This window comes from Parvibaculum sp. (genome assembly GCF_030694575.1).
GTDB lineage: Bacteria > Pseudomonadota > Alphaproteobacteria > Parvibaculales > Parvibaculaceae > Parvibaculum.
The window spans coordinates 62,469-80,438 of sequence record NZ_JAUYUS010000100.1; the positions used below are offsets into that span (position 1 = coordinate 62,469).

Below are 17,970 nucleotides of genomic sequence, written 5' to 3' on the forward strand. Positions count from 1 at the left end.
CCTTTGCCCTCACGCAAGCCCCCGAAAAAGACCGGCCCCGCACAAAAGGACACCGGCTCGAAAAAGAAAGCCCGAGGCCTTCCCTCGCGTGAGGAAGTGCTTGCCTTTCTCGCCGACAATCCGGGCAAGACCGGCAAGCGCGAGATCGGCCGCGCCTTCGGCGTGAAGGGCGACGACCGTATCGGCCTGAAGCAGATGCTGAAGGCCATGTCGGACGAAGGCCTGATCGCGAAGGACGAAACGAAAAGCCTCCGCCGCGTCGGCGAGATGCCGCCCGTCACCGTGATCGAGATCACCCACACCGACACCGACGGCGAACTGATCGCGCGTCCCGTCTCCTGGCCCGGCGAAGACCCCGCCCCGCTCATCGTCATCGCGCCGGACACGCGCCGCCGCGGCAAGCACGAAGTCGACGAACCGCCCGCCGGTGTCGGCGACCGCGTCCTCGCCCGCGTCGCCAAATCGGACGACGAAACCTATCCTTACGAGGCGCAGATCATCCGCCGCGTCGGCAAGGGCGCGGAGCGCGTCCTCGGCCTCTTCCGCCACGCCCCGAAAGCCAAAACCGCGCGCCTCATTCCCGTCGACAAGAAGATGCGCGTCGAATTCGAGATCGCCGTCGAGGACATCGGCGACGCCGAGGACGGCAGCCTCGTCCTCGCCGAAACCATCCCCGGCAAGCGTTACGGCGTCCCGCGCGCGCGCGTCCGCGAAGTCTTCGGCGACATCGCCGACCCGCGCTCCATCAGCCTCATTGCCATCCACACTCACGGCATCCCGGATGCCTTCCCGGATGCCGTCATCGCCGATGCCGAGGCCGCGAAGCATCACGGCCTCAAGGGCCGCACCGACCTGCGCGACATCCCCCTCATCACCATCGATCCCGTCGATGCGCGCGACCATGACGACGCCGTCTGGGCGGCGCCGGACGACGATCCGAAAAACGAAGGCGGCATCGTCGCCATCGTCGCCATCGCCGACGTCGCGGCTTACGTTCGCCCCAACTCGCCGATGGACCGCGAAGCTCTGAAGCGCGGCAACTCCACCTATTTCCCGGACAGCGTCGTGCCGATGCTGCCCGAGCGCATCTCCAACGACCTCTGCTCGCTGATCGAAAAGGAAGACCGCGCCTGCCTCGCCGTCCGCATGACCTTCGACCGCAACGGCAACAAGCGCGGCCACGATTTCATCCGTGGCCTGATGAAGTCCGCCGCCAGCCTGAGCTACAAGCAGGTCCAGCAGGCGATCGACGGCCATCCCGACGACGCCACCGGCCCCCTGCTCGAACCCGTGCTGAAGCCGCTATGGGCCGCCTACAAAATTCTCGTCGAGGCCCGCGAGGCACGCGGCCCCCTCGACCTCGACCTCCCCGAATACAAGATCGACATCGACGAAAAAGGCGGTGTCGGCGGCATCCGCGTCGGCGAGAAATTCGAATCCATGAAACTCATCGAGGAGTTCATGATCCAGGCGAATGTCTGCGCCGCCGAAACCTCGGAGGCCCAGCGCCGCGCCGTCATCTACCGCATCCACGACGCGCCCTCCCGCGAGAAGCTCGTCGCGCTCGCCGAATTCCTCGCTACGCTGAACCTGAGCTTCGCCAAGGGCGAGAACATCCGCCCGGCGAACTTCAACCGCATCCTGAAAGCCGTCGACGGCACCGAGCATGACCAGATCGTCTCCGACGTCGTGCTGCGCTCGCAGGCGCAGGCAATCTATTCGCCGGAGAACATCGGCCATTTCGGCCTCAACCTCCGCCGCTACGCGCATTTCACCTCGCCCATCCGCCGCTACGCCGACCTCACGGTCCACCGCGCGCTGATCGCCGGCCTCGGCCTCGGAAAAGACGGCCAGCACGACGACGAAGCCGCCTCCCTCGTCGAAATCGCCGAACACATCTCCACCACCGAGCGCCGCTCCATGCTCGCCGAGCGCGACTCGAAGGACCGTTTCATCGCCGCCTTCCTCGAAGCCCGCATCGGCGCAGAGTTCCGCGGCCGCGTCGCCGGCGTCACGCGCTTTGGCCTCTTCGTGAAACTGGACGATACCGGCGCCGACGGTTTCGTGCCGATCTCGACGCTCGGCGGCGATTTCTACCACCACGACGAAATCCTCCACGCGCTGACCGGCGAGCGCACCGGCAAAACCTACCGCCTTGGCGATCTCGTCCTCGTCCGCCTGGAGGAAGCCGTCCCCATCACCGGCGGCATGCGCTTCGCGCTCCTCGAAGGCGGCAGCGAAGGCAAGCCCACCGGGCCCCGTCCCCGCACCGGCCGCCGCCCTGTCGGCAGCGCCCCCCGCTCCGGCCACAAGCCTGGCGAGAAGAACAGGAAGCCCAAATCTTCCCCCCGCAAGCGCCGCTGACGCCCCGCGAAGCAACCCTGCCGCGCGGCAACCTGCCACATTTCGCCGGACACGGATTCCGACCATTTTAGTCGGGCATCGCCAGACGCTGCATTCCCGGACCCTCAAGTGACCGCCATGAGCATTTCGATGGACATGTCAGAGCCCCGCATCTACGAGACGGTCGAAGCCGCGCCCCGCCCGGCCTTCCCCGCGATCCTGCGCGGCTTCACGGGCCGCTGCCCCGCCTGTGGCAAGGGCAACATGTTCCGCCGCTTCCTCAAGGTGTCGGATACCTGCGGCCATTGCGGCGAAGAGCTGATGCACCACGAGGCGGACGACGCCCCGCCCTATTTCACCATCATGATCGTTGGCCACATCGTCGTGCCGCTCATGCTCTGGGTCGAGCTCGCCTATCTCCCGCCGCTCTGGATCCACGCCCTGGTCTGGCCCGCGCTCACGCTCGCCCTCTCGCTCTGGCTCCTGCCGCGCGTCAAGGGCGCCGTCGTCGGCTGGCAATGGGCGCTGCGCATGCACGGCTTCGACGGCGTGAAGCACGACCTCTGACGCCGCGTCCGCCCCGCTTTCCCCTCCGCGCTGGACTTCCCCTCCCGCCAGCGGGCATCCTGTCTCCAACACGCAATCAAGAGAACAGGACAGGAAATGGCTGAGGAACAACGGGCGGCGTTCGACCCGAAGAAATCGCGCGAGCAGGAATATCGCGAGACGACGCAGGGCAAGGCCGTGCGCCCGCGCGACGCCTCCACGCTCATCATCGTCCGCCGCGACGGCGCGCGCCCGCAGGTGCTGATGGGCCAGCGCCACGCCGATCACAAATTCATGCCGAACAAATTCGTCTTCCCCGGCGGCCGCGTCGACCGCGCCGACAGCCGCATCCGCCCCGCCGAGGATCTGCGCGCACCCGTCGCCCGCCGCCTCCTCGCCCGCATGAGCGGCAAGCCGTCGGAGCTGCGCGCCCGCGCGCTCGCCATGGCCGCCATCCGCGAGACCTTCGAGGAAACCGGCCTCGTCATCGGTAAGCGCGCCGCCCTGCCGCAAAAGAGCAAGCACGCCGACTGGAACGACTACTTCGCGCAAGGCTTCGCGCCCGCGCTCGGCACACTCGATTTCGTCGCCCGCGCCATCACGCCGCCCTATCGCACGCGCCGCTTCGACACGCGCTTCTTCATCGCCGATGCGGAAACGATCCAGGGCGATCCGGCGAAGGTCGCGGGCTCCGGCGAATTGCAGGGCCTCCACTGGCTCACCATCGCCGACGCGCGCGACCTCGACCTGCCCAACATCACCCGCGTCGTCCTCGACGAGCTGGACGAGCGCCTCGCGCTTGCCACCGCCGCGCAAAGCCGCCGCCACGTCCCCTTCATCTATTTCCGCAATGGCAATGCCATCCGCGACGCCATCAAGGATTGACGCGGTGACCGTTCAGCCTCCGGTCGCGCGCGGCATCCGCCCGCGCGACGCCGCCAGCCTCGTCCTGATCGACACCGCGGAGGAAGGCGAGCCCCGCATCCTCATGGGCCGCCGCCACTCGCGCATGAAGTTCGTCCCCGACGCTTTCGTCTTCCCGGGCGGCAAGCTCGACGCGGGCGACCTCCTCGCGAAACCCGCCACGCCCTTCACCGGCGAAACCGCAAAGCGGATGGAGCGCGCAGCTTCCGCCCGCGCAACGGCGCAGGCCCTCGCCATGGCCGCCATTCGCGAAACCTTCGAGGAGACGGGCCTCATCCTCGCCGGCCCCGGCCATGTCGGCACCGATGCCGGCGCCGGCTGGCAGCCCTTCCTCGAGCGCGGCCTCGCGCCCCGTCTCGACCTTCTCGAAATCGTCGCCCGCGCCATCACGCCGGCCTCGAGCCCGATCCGCTTCCACGCCCGCTTCTTCGCCGCCGACGCCGCCGCCGCGACCGGCGAGTTGCAAGGCAGCGGCGAACTCGAAGACCTCGGCTGGTACACGCTCACGGAAGCCCTGAAACTTCCCGTCATCGACGTCACCGAATTCGTGCTGAACGAAATCGCCCGCCGTCAAACCAACCAAACCCGCCCCCGCATCCCCCTCTACTGCTACCGCAACGACAAACCCATCGTGCGCGGCTAGGCGACGCAGCAGCGCTCCAACTGAAAACTCCCCGTCATTGCGAGGAGCAACGCGACGAAGCAATCCAGGGCGGCAGACACTGTGCTTGCGGCCCTGGATTGCTTCGCTTCGCTCGCAATGACGAGTTCTTGCTCCGCGTCTCCGCGCCTCTGCGTACAAAATCTTCCCACCCTCCCCCTGCGGGAGGGTCGAAATTTGCATCGCAAATTTCGGGGAGGGGTAAGCGTTCGGCGAAACGGTGCTATATCTCCCCCGCCGAAGCCGCGAAAAAGAACAGCAATGCCAGACGGTACCCTCACCATGCTTGGCCCCGACGCCCCCCTCACCCAGGCCGAGCGCAAGCGCAGCCTCGTCGCCGTCATCGCCTGCATCTCGGTCGTCGGCATGGGTCTCGGCGTGTCGATCCCGCTGCTCGCCCTGATGATGGAGCGCAACGGCGTCCCCGCCTCCATCATCGGCCTCAACACGGCCATGCCCGCGCTCGCCACCTTCCTGTTCACGCCCTTCATCGCGGGGCTCCTCCGCCGCACCTCGGCCATCTCCTTCCTGCTCGCCTGCATCCTCCTCTCCGCGCTCGCGATGCCCGCCTATTATCTCTTCCCGAATGTCTGGCTCTGGTTCCCGATCCGCTTCCTGAACGGCCTCGCCTTCACCGGCCTCTTCGTCGTCAGCGAATTCTGGATCAACACGCTGGCCGAGGAGAAAAACCGCGGCCGCCTCATCGGCATCTACGGCACCGTCCTCTCCTGCGGTTTCGCCGCCGGGCCGGTCATGCTCTTCCTCGTCGGCACCGAGGGCTTCGTGCCCTTCGCCACCACCGGCATCCTCATCGCCGCCGCCGCCCTGCCGCTCCTCCTCTTCGGCCGCGGCCTCGCGCCGCGCATCACCGAAAAACCGAGCCACGCCTTCACGACCTTCCTCGTCGCCGCCCCCGCCGCCACGCTGGCGGGCCTCGTCTATGGCGCGACCGAAACCAACATCTTCAACCTGCTGCCGGTCTACAGCGTCCGCATCGGCATGACCGAACAGACCGCCGCCTTCGTGCTGTCGATCTTCGCCGCCGGCAACATCTTCTGCCAGATCCCGATCGGCCTCTGGGCGGACCGCGTGAACCGCCGCTTCGTTCTCCTCTTCTGCGCAACTGTCGGCCTCCTCGGCAGCCTCGCCATCCCTTTCGTCGCCGGCTCCCTCTGGCTGTTCGCGCCCACGCTTTTCATCTTCGGCGGCGTCGTCGCCGGACTCTACACGGTCGGCCTCACGCTGCTGGGCGAGCGCTTCCGGGGCGCCAACCTCGCTTCCGCCAACGCCGCCTTCGTGATGATGTATTCGACCGGCGCCCTCATCGCCCCGCCGCTCTCCGGCGCCGCCATGGACCTGTGGAACCCCCACGGCCTCATCGTCGCCATGGCCGCCATCTGCGCCCTCTATGTCGCGGTGGCGGGCTGGCGCTATGTTACCGCTCCGCGCCCTGTCCGGCCGGCAGGCTAGCGCCCCGGCCCGCCGTCATGCTTGCATAGAGCCGGAGGTATCCGATGACGCCAACCATCACCGCCTTTGAAGCCTCGCCCGATCGCGGCCGGGGTCTCGCGCGCGACACGCGTATCCGTTGGGCGCTGGAAGAAGTGGGCCAGCCCTACGAGGTCCGCCTCCTCTCCTTCGCCGCCATGAAGGAGCCCGCGCATCTGGCGCTGCATCCGTTCGGACAGATCCCGACCTACGAGGAAGACGGCCTCGTCCTCTTCGAGTCCGGCGGCATCATCCTCCATATCGCGGAGCACCATGCGGGCCTGCTGCCGGAAGACGCGCATGCAAGGGCGCGCGCCATCGCATGGATGTTCGCCGCGCTCAACACGGTCGAGCCGCCGATCGTCGAGCGCGAAGCCACCGGCTACGCCGAGCGCGACAAGAGCTGGTACGAAGAGCGCCTGCCCCTCCTCGACGCCCGCATCCATACAAGACTGAGCCAGCTCTCCGCCCGCCTCGGCGATGCCGCCTGGCTCGACGGCGCCTTCAGTGCCGGCGACCTCATGATGGTCTCGGTCCTGCAAAGGCTGAAGGGCTCCCCCCTGCTCGATAAGCACCCCACCCTCAAATCCTACATCGCCCGCGCCGAAGCCCGCCCCGCCTTCAAGCGCGCCTTCGCCGCGCAACGGGCGGTGTTCGAGGCACGGAAGGACGGCTGACAAGCCTCCGCTTCGGGCCGGACAAACGCGAATCAGGAGCGGCCGCTCACCCGTTAGGGTGGGTTGTCATGCGTCGTCCCGGGCCTAGTCTCCGGTCTTGCGGAATAAGACCACGGAGCAGGAAATGGCGCAGTTCGATCTGAAGCTGGAACACGTTTTCTCCTACAACGCGACTCTGACGCCGCCGGAACTGATCGGCCCGGTCCCCGACAACATTCGCGCGAATATCTACGTCCTCGGAGGAGATGTGTGGACACCGGACGGTACGATGATCGGCAAGGTGAAAGGTGTCGGCGGCGATTGGCTGACCGTTCGCAGGGACAACAAGGGACAACTCGATGTCCGTGCAACGGTGGAAACCTTCGACGGCGCGCTCCTCTATGTCACCTATAGCGGCTTCGTCGATCTCGGCGAGGGAGGCTACGACAATCTCCTGAAGGGCAAATTTCCCGCCAGCGCGCAAGTGCGCGCCGCTCCCCAGATCTGCACCTCCAGCCCCGCCTATGAATGGGTCAACGGCTGCCAGTTCGTGAACATCGGAGAAGTTTCCTTCGACAAAAACCTCATCACCTACGACACCTACGTCATCCGGTAGAACTACCGGGCTTCCCGGATTCCGCACTTGCCGAGGGCGGCACGATCTTCATCTTCGCGAGCGAGAACGGGAGCGGTGAGGGCTTGGTCCTTCAGCTAAAAGCGGACCGGCGGCGCCACAGCGCAAACCCGGCGACAAGTTGTACAAGCAGCAGAAGGGCTGCGGCGGAAGCGGCCATCCTGCCGGGAAGGCCAAGGACGGCCCCCGAGTGCAGGGGCAATGCAAGGTGCCGCAGGCGTTCGGCTGGCGGCGCATCTACCCAGCCCTCGCGCCTGAGCAGCGCGCCCTCGGCTGCATCGAGATAAAGCCGCTCATCCGGCCGATGCCAGAGACCGCCGGCAGGCACATGCCGGAAATCGAGCCGGTAGCTGTGATGCTGCGGATCGCGACGCAGCTCGCGCAGGGTGTAATCCTTGCCGTTGTCGGGCAGATGCCGTGCCGCTGCGGCCAGGACGTCATCGAAACCGAGAGTTGCCTCGGCCGGACCGGATACCGGCTTGTCCGGCGCGCCGAAAATACTGTCATCGAAGACAAGCAGCACAGCCGTCAGCGCGAAAATGGAAGCCGCGCCCGAGAGCCAGAGGCCTCCGGCGCGGTGTAATTCATAGGCCGAACCCAGCCTGCGCAACGTCCATGCAAAACGCCACCTCGCCCATGAAAAGTTGCGCGGCAGGCTCAGATAGAAGCCTGTCGCGCCGCTCAGCAGCCACAGAAAGGCGACTGCGCCAAGCACATTCTTGCCGATATCGCCGGCCAGCAGCTTGGTGTGCAGTTCCCGCAGCGTGGGCACGATCGAGCTGCGCGAAAGCCCCAGCGACTTGTGCGGCCGCCATCCGAGCACCTCGCCGCCCGGATCGAGAAATGCCTCGATTTCGGCGTGCGGCGCCTCCCGCTCTCTCATCCGCACACGGATCGCAGCGTTTTCATTCAGGCCGAAGCCCAGCCTCGTGACATCGAGCTGCCGGCTCTCCGTGGCGGCCGGAGCCGGTAATGAAGCCTCGGCGTGCAGGGCGACCGTATCGAGGGGCATAGCCTCTCGATACGGCGCCTCCGTGCACATAAGTGCGGGACTGAGAAGGCATTCGATCTCCTCCTCGAAGACGAGCACCGTCCCGGTGATGCATTGCGCGCCGAGCAGGACGACGAGCGTCAACCCGAGCCAGCGGTGGATACGCTGATACATGCTCCGCCGGGTCGCCGCCGCCATGGGGAAGTCGCTCATCGTTCCTCAGAACACCCATGTCAGGCGCGCAAAGAACCCGCGATATGTTTCCTCGGTCGTCTGGGCGGACGAAACCGGCGCACCGCCTGCGTCGAACTGCTGGTCAACCCGTTTCTCGGTTTCGCCCAGCAGGTTGGTGGCGCTGAGCGTGAGAATGGCATTCGGGGTGATCTCCGTGCGGGACGAGAGATCGAGTCGGGTGCGGGAGCCGATGCTCTGCTCGAGCCGCCCGCCGCTGGCCAGCGATTGCGTCTGATCGACCGACACGGTGTGGTTGAGCGCGACGCCGATCACCGTGCGCAAAGGCGTGAAGGCATAGTCGAGCCCGATATTGCCGACCGCGTCCGGCTGGTCGAGGAAGGGGCGCGATCCGCCGCCCGGCTCGTCCACGCTGGTCTTCGTGAAGACACCGTTGCCCCAAAGGGTGAAATCGTCGAACCCGGCGAACCCGAGCGGCAAACGTGCCGAAAGCTCGATGCCGCCCGCACGGCCATCGCCCACATTCTGCGGCGTGGACACGAAGCGCCCGCCACCGAAGGTCGTGACGTTCTCGATCTTGTCCGTGAAGAGGCGCCCGAAGAAATTGAGCGAAACCGAGCCGCGGTCATCGGCGAAATAGTGGTCGATGCCGGCGTCCGCTCCCCAGATCGACTCCGGCGCCTGGTCCGGATTGCCTTGAACGTCGGGATCGGCGGCCGTGCCCGCCCGGGTTTCCACTGCGGGAGAGAGCTTGCGCAGATCCGGACGGCGCAGCGTGCGTGCCACCCCGACGCGCAGATCGGTTTTGTCCACCACCTCATAAACGACATTCAGCGAGGGAAGCGCGAAGGTTTCGCGGCCGCTGGTCGTCGCACCGAAGAAATCGGTCGTCGCCGTCTTGGACTGCTCCATGCGAATACCGCCCGTGACCGTGAGGTCGGAAGCAGCCTGCCAGACATCCTCGGCAAAGGTGAAGACGATATCTTCCTCGATCTCGAAAATGCGGTCCGCGCGCGGCGCCTGAAGTACGCCGTTCGTGATTTCCCAGTTGTTTTCCTCGTGCTTCTGCAGCCGCGCCCCGGCGCCGAAGCTCAGGTCATGCGCACCCCTGTCGAGCGACAGCACCATTTCGGGGCGGACGCTCCGCATGTCGATGCGCTCGCCGCGCTGACGGGTCCGGTTGATGGTCCCGTTGGTGTTGTAACGGATTTCGTCGCGCGCGGTGTCGGTCTTGCCCTTCTGCCAGTCGAGGCCGAGGGCAAGTTGCGATGCGTCGTCCAGATCGAACTCCCACCCCGCATTGAAGCCATAGGTTTCGCGCACGCGTTCGCGATCTTCATCGGTGACGCGTCCGGGCGTTACGAGATCGGCGTTGTAGGGTGTTCCGATGTCGTCGCGATATTCCTTCGTCCAGAGATAGAACGGCTTGAAGCTGACGCGTCCGGCATCTTCGAGATCGGCGAGGAAGGCGGGGATCAGGTTGGTCTGTTCGAAACGGCGTTCGTTGACGCCGTCCGCGGCGCCGGTCGGTGCGCCCGCGCCGTCGTAATTGGTGACGAATTTGCTCTCGTTGCGGCGGAACTGCTGCGCCGATCCGGCCAGCGTGTAGCTCAGACGGCCGACACTGCCTGTGGACGAGACCGTTATCTCGCCCTGATTGCCGTTGTCCTCCAGATAGCCGCCGCCAAGCGTCACCTGCGTCTCGGGCGGAAGCTCGGCACCGCTTTTGAGCACGATATTGATGGTGCCCGCCGCACCGGCGCCGTCCTGCCCGGCACGCGGCGAGCGGATCACCTCGACCCGTTCGACAAGGCCGGTGGGGATACGGTCCACCTCGAAGTTGCGCCGCGATTCACCGTCGATGAGCGGCCGTCCGTTGACGAGAACCTGCGTGTATTCTCCGGGCAGGCCGCGCAAGCGAATCTCGCGCGCCCGGTTCGCGCCGTCGAACGTGATGCTCGGGACCCGTCTCAGCGCATCGCCCAGCGACTGCTCGTTGAACTGTTGCAACTGCTGGCCGTCGATGACCTCGATTGCGTTGGGAGCCGATGCCTTGATCTGCGCCGCGCGCTGCGCCGAGGATTCGATCGGTCCCGCATTGACCAAAAGCGGACTGAGGATAAGCGTCTCGTCTGTATCGGCTTTTGAATCGTCCGCCGCAATCGAAACGTCTGCATATGACGGCACGACAAGCATGCTCAATGCCAGGCCTGTGCATGCATTCAGTAAGGCCAGCCTGCTCGTTTTCATAATTTCCCCCAGGAAGTTTAGGCACACTTGAACGGCTGCACGATCGCAGCGTCATTTTCCTGTGGTTACTGCAAATAATTCTCATATGCAACACATGAGTTTCGGCTTTACGCAGACCTGACCTGCGTTGCATCGAAATTCCCGCGCCGCCCGCTGACTGCCCCCCGCCCCGCTTGACTTCCCCCCGCCCTTGAGTAGTCTGCGCCCAAATCGACCCATTCCGGTGCCTGGGGCATCGCCTGCGGGCTGCCCAAGCCCCTGTAACTTCAAGGATTTCGCGCTATGGCGAAGCCAGCCTCCATCAAGATCAAGCTCGAGAGCACCGCCGACACGGGCTATTTCTACGTCACGAAGAAGAACAGCCGCACCATGACCGAAAAGATGGTCATCAAGAAATACGACCCCATCGCGCGCAAGCATGTCGAGTTCAAGGAAACCAAGATCAAATAAGGATCTTCGGCTTCAGCCGACACGACCAGAGATACGACCAAAATACGAAAAGAGCCGGTCCCCTGAATGGAGACCGGCTCTTTTGCGTTCGCCCTCGAATGGTGGCCGGCCAGGCAATCGCGGCTTATCAGAGGAGGCCACTCCACAACCACGGACCCGGCCGGCCGTGCCCCGCGGACTCAGGAGATGCGGCGGACCTGAGCGCCCCACGAGGACACGCTTCGTTGCCCGAATACCGGTTCCGGCTTGCCCCCCAGCAAGAAGCGGAACGGCCCAATGGCAACGAAACGAAGTAACCCATTAAACTTAGCACGGCCTGCTGTCCCAATAAAGGAATTAGGCGCGCAATACGCGCGGGGGCCCGCATTCGACTTCATTAACCATGAATATATAAGGTTAACGCACCGCCTCGCCCGCCCGCCGTCGCGAAGACTTCACGAACACTTGGGCCATGACTTGAAAATACCGGGGCTTACGCCGCTTCGGCGACCACACGGTTGCGCCCGTCGCGTTTCGCGCGGTAGAGGCCCTGGTCGGCGCGGCCGAGCAGCTTCGCCGCCGTGTCCTTCGCCCCCTCCGTCACCGCGATGCCGATGCTCACCGTCACCTCGAGCGTCTGCCCCGCATCGTTCAGCCTGAACGGCCTGAGCGCGATGCACTGCCTGAGCCGCTCCGCCACCGTCATCGCATAGGAAAGATCGGTGTCGGGCATCACCACGACGAATTCCTCGCCGCCGAGCCGGCACGCGAGGTCGATGCCGCGCACATTGGCCGCGATCCGCCCCGCGAATTCCTTCAGCACCTCGTCGCCCGCCTGGTGGCCATAGGTGTCGTTGACCGGCTTGAAATAATCGATGTCGAAAATCAGCAGCGCCACCGGCTTGCCCGTGTTCACCGCGTCGTCGACCAGCGTGGCGAGATGGCCTTCCATGTAGCGGCGGTTGTAGAGCCCGGTCAGCCCGTCCGTGATCGCGAGTTCGAGCCCCTGCTGGAACTTGTCGCGCAGGTAATCCTGATAGCGCTTGCGGCGCAGCTGGCTGCGCGCCCGCGCCACCAGTTCGTTGCGCTCCACCGGCCGCACCAGATAATCGTTCACGCCCATGTCGAGCGCGCGCACGAGGCGGCCCGTGTCGCCCTCTTCCACGATGACGAGAATGGGCGTCTGCCGCGTTGCCTCGAGCGAGCGGAGCTGCGAGCAAAGCCTGAGCCCGTCATATTCCTGCAGCGTCAGGCTGACGATGTGAAGATCGAAATTGCCGCTGTTGGCGAGCTGCAGCAGTTCTTCCTGCGTCTCGGCCACGGTCACATTGTGCTCGGCGGCCAGCGTCTCGGTGATCCGCTTCAGCGATGTCGGCCGGTCGTCGATCGCGAGAATGCGCCCCGGCTCCGTCATCAGGAAGCCGCCGCCCGTACCCGCGCCGAGCGCGCCGATGCGCTGCCCCGTCGCCTCGCGCATGCGCAGTTCGTCCGTCACCATTTTCAGGCGGACGAGGCTCTTCACCCGCGCGAACAGCGCGAGGTCGTTGAGCGGCTTGGTCAGAAAATCGTCGGCCCCGGCTTCCAGCCCCTGCACGCGGTCCTTCGGCTGGTCGAGCGCCGTCACCATCACGACGGGAATGTGTTCCGTCTCCGGCATCGCCTTCAGGCGCCGGCACACCTCGAAGCCGTCCATCCCCGGCATCATCACATCGAGCAGGATGATGTCCGGCTGCTGCTCCTTCGCCGCCTCGATCGCCTCGGGGCCGGACGAGGCCTTGAACACGTCGAAATACTCGGCGGTGAGCTTGGCGTCGAGCAGTTTCAGGTTGGCGGGAACGTCGTCGACAATAAGTACGCGCGCAGTCACAGGTTCTCTTTCCTTGTCGAAGAGAGAGTGCTCCCGTCCGGCATCAGCGCAGGAAGCGCTGGACCGTTTCCAGGAACTGGGTCACCGAAATCGGCTTCGAGATATAGGCCTCGCAGCCGCCTTCGCGGATCTTCTCCTCGTCGCCCTTCATGGCGAACGCGGTGACGGCCACGACGGGGATCGAACGCAGGCTGTCGTCTTCCTTGATCCACTTCGTGACTTCGAGCCCCGACACTTCCGGAAGCTGGATATCCATGAGGATGAGATCGGGCCGGTTCGTGCGGGCGATCTCGAGTGCCTCGATGCCGTCCCGTGTCTGCAGCGTCTCGTAGCCGTGCGCGTCCAAAAGATCGTGAAAGAGCTTCATGTTCAGCTCGTTGTCTTCGACGATCAGGACCTTCTTAGACATTGCGTCCATAGCTCCAGAACTCCACCTGTACCGGGAATGCCCGTATTCGAAGCCGCGCAACCCCGGGTTCATCGGGGGCCGGCTTTCGTCTCTCTCTGCTGGGTCATCTGACCCGAATATCGTTAACTAAGTCTTTATCTCCGGACCGCGACACCGCCGCTTTCCTTCGGTTTTTCATTAAACTCTCCCTATGATTAAGTTTGCGTGTCCGCGCCGGCCCCCGGTGTGACGCAATGCAAAAAAAACAGGCGGAAAATCCCTCATGAACCCCGACGAGGCCGAATTCCTGGCGATCCGCGCCCTCGGCCACATCGCCGCCGACGACGACCTCCTGGGCGATTTCCTCAGCCTGAGCGGTCTTTCGGTCGATGAATTGCGCGCCCGCGCCGGCGAACCCGAGTTTCTGGGCGGAATCCTCGACTTTCTCCTCGCCGACGAGGCCCGCCTTCTCGCCTTCTGCGAATCGGCGGACATTCCGCCCCGTCTTCCCGCTGCCGCCCGCCGCGCCCTTCCCGGCGGCGAAGAGGTCCATTGGTCATGAGCACGACAGACGATCCCGGCGCCACCGCGAGCGAAATCCCCGGCCCCCGCCCCGACATGCGCACCACCGCCGCCGCCCTGCGCGACCCCCTCGCCATCGACGACGCCGTGATCGCCCAGATCGACGCGCTGACCCTCATCCCCGGCCGCCCCCTCATCGTTTCCGACGCGGACGAGGTGCTGATCCAGTTCGTCGTCGGCCTCGAGCGTTACCTCGAGACGCAAAAACTCTGGCTCGACCTCAAGAGCTTCGCCCTCACCGGCAACATCCGCCATGTCGGCACCGACGAGCCCTATGACGCCGCCGCCATGCCGGCCCTCCTCGAAGCCTTCTTCGAGGTCAGCACCCACGCCCTCGACATCGTTCCCGGCGCGGCCGAGGCGCTCGCCGCCCTGTCGGAGCGCGCCCAGATCGTCGTCCTCACCAATATCCCGCTGGAATCCCGCGCCGCCCGCGCCGCCAGCCTCGCCGCGCAGGGCATCGGCTATCCGGTCGTCGCCAACAAGGGCCTGAAGGGCGGCGCCGTCCGCCGCATGGCCGAGCGCGTGGAAGCCCCCGTCGTCTTCCTCGACGACATCCCCCACAACCTCGCCTCGGTGGCAAAGGCCCACGCCCCCACCCACCTCATCCACTTCATCGCCGACCCCCGCCTCGCCAAACTCCTGGGCCCGGCCAAGGACAGCCACTTCCACACCGGCCACTGGCCCGAAGCGCGGGAATTCATCGAGAAAAAACTGACGGAAGAAGGCTTCTGACGAATAGCTTCTGCGGAAAATAAAAATAGAAGTGTCATCCCGGCGAAAGCCGGGAACCATGGACCTCACCGCCAATACAAAGCGGCAACTAAAAATTCCCCCGCCTCACATCCTTCCCGCAAGCCGCCGCAATCTCCCCCTCCCGCGCCGAAACTTCCGGCTCGCGCCACCCCGCGCAGCGCCCATCCGCCGCCCCGGCCGCGCACCAGAGCCCCGTTCCATCCGCCTGCGGACGAAACGCCGCACCGCCCTCTCCAAGCCGCCGCCCCAGATAGTTCAGCACCTCCACCCGGAGCCGCCCCGCCTCGCCGCCCATCGGCGCCGGCTGCACATGCATGCCCGTGAGCGGCACGGCTTCCACCGTCTCCACCCGAAGCCCGTCCGGTCCCCGCGCCAGCCCCACCTTCGCGAGCAGCCCGAAATCCCGGCAGATATCGAAGCGGCTCATGTTCTGCGTGCCGGGATGCAGGAAATTCCCGAGCCCGTAAAACACCACCCGCCCGCCGGAAATTTCCTCGGAAAACGAAACGCCCCGCGCCACATGCTGGTGATGCCCGGCAATGATCGTCACGCCCCCATCCGCCTTCACGCCCCGGAACCGCGCAACATTCATATCCTCCGTCAACGGCGCAAACTCCGCCCCGTAATGCACCGACAATATCCGCAAATCCGCAGGCTCCGCCGAAAGCCGCGCCGCCACCGCCTGAAAATCCGCCTGCTCCCGCAGCATCCCGGCCTGCGCCTCGCGCGCGGGGAGCCCGCCGCCCGCATTCCCCACCGCCGACACGGCGACGCGCGTCTCTCCCAGTGCAAATACATGCGGGGCCATCGCCTGCCCCGCGTCGCGCCCGAGCCCCGGCCATGCCCGCAGCCCCGCGCCGCCGAGGCCCGCCACATGCCGCAGCGTCTCGCCCGCGCCCTCACCGCCGAAATCCATCGCGTGATTATTCGCCAGCGAGAAGACGTTGATCCCCGCCTCGACAAGCCCCCGCACGGCGTCGGGATGCGTTCGGAACACGAACATCTTGTCCCGCGCGGCAATCCCGTTCCGGTCCGTCACCACGGTTTCGAGATTGGCGAACACGATGTCGCCTTCAAGCCAGGGCGCAATCTTCGCCGTCGCCTCCGGCACCGTCACCAGCCGCCCGGCCTTGAACCCGCCCTCCGCCGCCACCCGCGCCCCCGGCCCGTTGAAGCCGGTATCCCCCACCAGCACCACACTCAACCGCTCCCCCGCCCCCGCAGGCAGCGCGAGCAAGACAAGCATAAGCAGCGCCATCCCCAATCTTCCACCCTCCCCCTGTGGGAGGGTCAAACGGTCGTCAGACCGTTTGGGGAGGGGTCGCGAAAAAAGAGCCACCCAAAATCGGCAAAGAACTTGATTCCGCAAAAGCCGCCCCCGAAACACCAGCCCTCTACACAACCACAGGTGTCATCCCGGCGAAAGCCGGGAACCATGGGCTTGCCCGCGTTCTCGAATTCTCGTTTCCCTCCACCCCATCCACGTCATTGCGAGGAGCAAAGCGACGAAGCAATCCAGGAGCCGCAAAGCGGCGTCGGAAAAAGACTTTTCCGCTTGAGGCACGACAAAGACCAAAAACAAAATTGTCATCCCGGCGAAGGCCGGGATCCACTCGCAGTGCCGCTTGTCGAAGTTGTTGAAGGAAGTTTGTCTTGCCCGCGGTTAAGGCGGGGCGTAGTCGCGTTTGCTGGGGGAACCAATGGGTCCCGGCTTCCGCCGGGATGACACCTCATTTTTCTCCCCTCTGCGTCTCTACGTGATTTCCAAACCTGCTATCCTCCGCGCAAAAAGGATCCCCCATGCGCATCGGCATCGACCTCGGCGGCACAAAGATAGAAGCCCTCGCCCTCGACGGCGCGGGCCATGAACGCGCCCGCCGCCGCATCCCCGCCCCGCACGGCGACTACGCGGCCACCGTCGCCGCCATCCGCGATCTCGTCGCCGCGCTCGAATCCGAAACCGGCGAAACCGGCACCGTCGGCATCGGCATGCCCGGCACACTCTCCCCCGCCACCGGCCTCGTGAAGAATGCCAACAGCACCTGGCTCATCGGCCATCCCTTCGGCGCCGACCTCGAAGCCGCCCTTGCCCGCCCCGTCCGCCTCGCCAACGACGCCGACTGCTTCGCCCTCTCCGAAGCCTCGGACGGCGCGGGCGCCGGCGCGCGCTCCGTCTTCGGCGTCATCCTCGGCACCGGCGTCGGCGGCGGCATCGTCATGAATGGCGCGCTCGTCTCCGGCCCCAACGCCATTGCCGGCGAGTGGGGTCACAACCCGCTCCCCTGGATGCTCCCGGATGAATATCCGGGTACGGATTGTTATTGCGGCAAGAAGGGCTGCATCGAAACATGGCTCTCAGGCCCCGCCTTCGCCCGCGAATACGCGGCCGAAAACGCCGAACCCCTGACACCGGAAGAAATCGCCGCCGCCGCGCTCGAAGGCGCGCGCCCCGCCCGCCTCGCCATCCGCCGCTATTCGGACCGCCTCGCCCGCGCGCTCGCCCACCTCGTCAACATCCTCGACCCTGAAATCATCGTCCTCGGCGGCGGCATGTCCAACATCGCCGCCCTCTACGAAGAAGTCCCCGCCCGCTGGGGCGCCTACGTCTTCTCCGACACCGTCGCCACACAGCTGCGCCCCCACAAACACGGCGACGCCAGCGGCGTAAGAGGCGCGGCCTGGTTGTGGCCGGCGGAATAAAATTAAGTGTCATCCCGGCGAAAGCCGGGACCCATTGGTTCCCTCAGCAAACGCGGCTACGCCCGGCCTCGACCGCGAAAAAGACAAACTTCTTTCAACTGCCCTCAAACTCGGCACCACGAGTGGGTCCCGGCTTTCGCCGGGATGACAATCTTTATTTGTATACAGAAGAAATATCCGTCATTGCGAGGAGCGAAGCGACGAAGCAATCCAGTCTTCCCACCCTCCCCTTGAGGGAGGGGTCGCTGATTCTCAGCGAGTCAATGTCGCTCCCAGCGTGAGGCGATTTGTGTATGATAGGATCGTCCATAATCGCCTGAAAGTATAAAGATGGAAAAGAAAGCCGATTGTGAGAAAGCGATCAGAAGTCTCTGTCACGAATGGGCGAAAGAAACAGGATTTCAAATTTCATCCGGAGTTCAACCGCACTTTTCCGACTTCAAAACCTGGCTCCGGTCTAACGGCCATGCACGCTACCTGAATTTCCGTTCGACAATTGGCGCGAGTGACAATGCAGAGATCTGGTTCGATGAGGAATTGAAGCAGACTTGGCGGAACTGATG

At 65.1% G+C, this 17,970-nt stretch carries 17 protein-coding genes; 12 read left to right on the forward strand and 5 right to left on the reverse strand.

The window, feature by feature from the left end; translation table 11 throughout:
• The first annotated feature begins 3 nt into the window (after positions 1-3).
• The 7 genes from rnr (at position 4) to Q8S60_RS14330 (ending at position 7,234) form a co-directional block, all read left to right on the forward strand.
• Positions 4-2,364: a ribonuclease R gene (rnr, locus tag Q8S60_RS14300; RefSeq protein WP_305278176.1), complete on the forward strand. Its 2,361-nt coding sequence runs from the start codon at positions 4-6 to the stop codon at positions 2,362-2,364.
• Positions 2,365-2,481: 117 nt separating this feature from the next.
• Positions 2,482-2,910 carry a DUF983 domain-containing protein gene (locus Q8S60_RS14305; RefSeq protein WP_305278177.1) on the forward strand — a complete coding sequence of 143 codons (429 nt, stop codon included), beginning with the start codon at positions 2,482-2,484 and terminating at the stop codon, positions 2,908-2,910.
• Between the two features lie 96 nt (positions 2,911-3,006).
• On the forward strand, positions 3,007-3,774 hold the full coding sequence (locus tag Q8S60_RS14310) for an NUDIX hydrolase (RefSeq protein WP_305278178.1): 768 nt from the start codon (positions 3,007-3,009) through the stop codon (positions 3,772-3,774).
• Positions 3,775-3,778: 4 nt separating this feature from the next.
• A complete protein-coding gene (locus Q8S60_RS14315) occupies positions 3,779-4,456 on the forward strand; it encodes an NUDIX domain-containing protein (RefSeq protein ID WP_305278179.1) in 678 nt (225 codons plus the stop codon).
• 279 nt (positions 4,457-4,735) lie between these two features.
• Positions 4,736-5,944 carry an MFS transporter gene (locus tag Q8S60_RS14320; RefSeq protein WP_305278180.1) on the forward strand — a complete coding sequence of 403 codons (1,209 nt, stop codon included), beginning with the start codon at positions 4,736-4,738 and terminating at the stop codon, positions 5,942-5,944.
• A gap of 44 nt (positions 5,945-5,988) precedes the next feature.
• Positions 5,989-6,639: a glutathione S-transferase family protein gene (locus tag Q8S60_RS14325; RefSeq protein ID WP_305278181.1), complete on the forward strand. Its 651-nt coding sequence runs from the start codon at positions 5,989-5,991 to the stop codon at positions 6,637-6,639.
• A gap of 124 nt (positions 6,640-6,763) precedes the next feature.
• Complete coding sequence (locus Q8S60_RS14330) at positions 6,764-7,234, forward strand: DUF3237 domain-containing protein (RefSeq protein ID WP_305278182.1); 471 nt, start codon at positions 6,764-6,766, stop codon at positions 7,232-7,234.
• 91 nt (positions 7,235-7,325) lie between these two features.
• Here the strand turns inward: Q8S60_RS14330 and Q8S60_RS14335 are convergent, their stop codons facing one another.
• Entirely contained in the window at positions 7,326-8,441 is a 1,116-nt protein-coding gene (locus tag Q8S60_RS14335; RefSeq protein WP_305668678.1) for a PepSY domain-containing protein, read from the reverse strand.
• Between the two features lie 21 nt (positions 8,442-8,462).
• A complete protein-coding gene (locus tag Q8S60_RS14340; protein WP_305668681.1) occupies positions 8,463-10,631 on the reverse strand; it encodes a TonB-dependent siderophore receptor in 2,169 nt (722 codons plus the stop codon).
• Between the two features lie 336 nt (positions 10,632-10,967).
• Between Q8S60_RS14340 and rpmG the strand changes: the two genes are divergently transcribed.
• Entirely contained in the window at positions 10,968-11,135 is a 168-nt protein-coding gene (gene rpmG, locus Q8S60_RS14345) for a 50S ribosomal protein L33 (protein ID WP_012111739.1), read from the forward strand.
• Between the two features lie 472 nt (positions 11,136-11,607).
• Here the strand turns inward: rpmG and Q8S60_RS14350 are convergent, their stop codons facing one another.
• Entirely contained in the window at positions 11,608-12,981 is a 1,374-nt protein-coding gene (locus Q8S60_RS14350) for a PleD family two-component system response regulator (protein ID WP_305278185.1), read from the reverse strand.
• 43 nt (positions 12,982-13,024) lie between these two features.
• Complete coding sequence (locus tag Q8S60_RS14355; protein WP_041536031.1) at positions 13,025-13,390, reverse strand: response regulator; 366 nt, start codon at positions 13,388-13,390, stop codon at positions 13,025-13,027.
• Positions 13,391-13,652: 262 nt separating this feature from the next.
• Here Q8S60_RS14355 and Q8S60_RS14360 point away from each other — a divergent pair, with 262 nt between their 5' ends.
• On the forward strand, positions 13,653-13,931 hold the full coding sequence (locus tag Q8S60_RS14360; RefSeq protein WP_305278186.1) for a DUF3572 domain-containing protein: 279 nt from the start codon (positions 13,653-13,655) through the stop codon (positions 13,929-13,931).
• Positions 13,928-14,686 carry a hypothetical protein gene (locus Q8S60_RS14365; RefSeq protein WP_305278187.1) on the forward strand — a complete coding sequence of 253 codons (759 nt, stop codon included), beginning with the start codon at positions 13,928-13,930 and terminating at the stop codon, positions 14,684-14,686. The genes Q8S60_RS14360 and Q8S60_RS14365 overlap by 4 nt, the downstream gene beginning before the upstream one ends.
• Before the next feature lie 88 nt (positions 14,687-14,774).
• On the opposite strand, the gene Q8S60_RS14370 is transcribed toward Q8S60_RS14365, so the two are convergent.
• Positions 14,775-15,965 carry a CapA family protein gene (locus Q8S60_RS14370; protein ID WP_305278188.1) on the reverse strand — a complete coding sequence of 397 codons (1,191 nt, stop codon included), beginning with the start codon at positions 15,963-15,965 and terminating at the stop codon, positions 14,775-14,777.
• Positions 15,966-16,507: 542 nt separating this feature from the next.
• On the opposite strand from Q8S60_RS14370, the gene Q8S60_RS14375 reads away from it, so the two are divergent.
• Together Q8S60_RS14375 and Q8S60_RS14380 are read left to right on the forward strand one after the other, a co-directional pair.
• The gene (locus Q8S60_RS14375) at positions 16,508-17,407 is read left to right on the forward strand and encodes an ROK family protein (RefSeq protein ID WP_305278189.1); all 900 of its coding nucleotides are present in this window, start codon (positions 16,508-16,510) and stop codon (positions 17,405-17,407) included.
• A 330-nt stretch (positions 17,408-17,737) separates the two neighbouring features.
• Positions 17,738-17,968 carry a hypothetical protein gene (locus Q8S60_RS14380; protein WP_305278190.1) on the forward strand — a complete coding sequence of 77 codons (231 nt, stop codon included), beginning with the start codon at positions 17,738-17,740 and terminating at the stop codon, positions 17,966-17,968.
• Positions 17,969-17,970 lie beyond the last annotated feature (2 nt).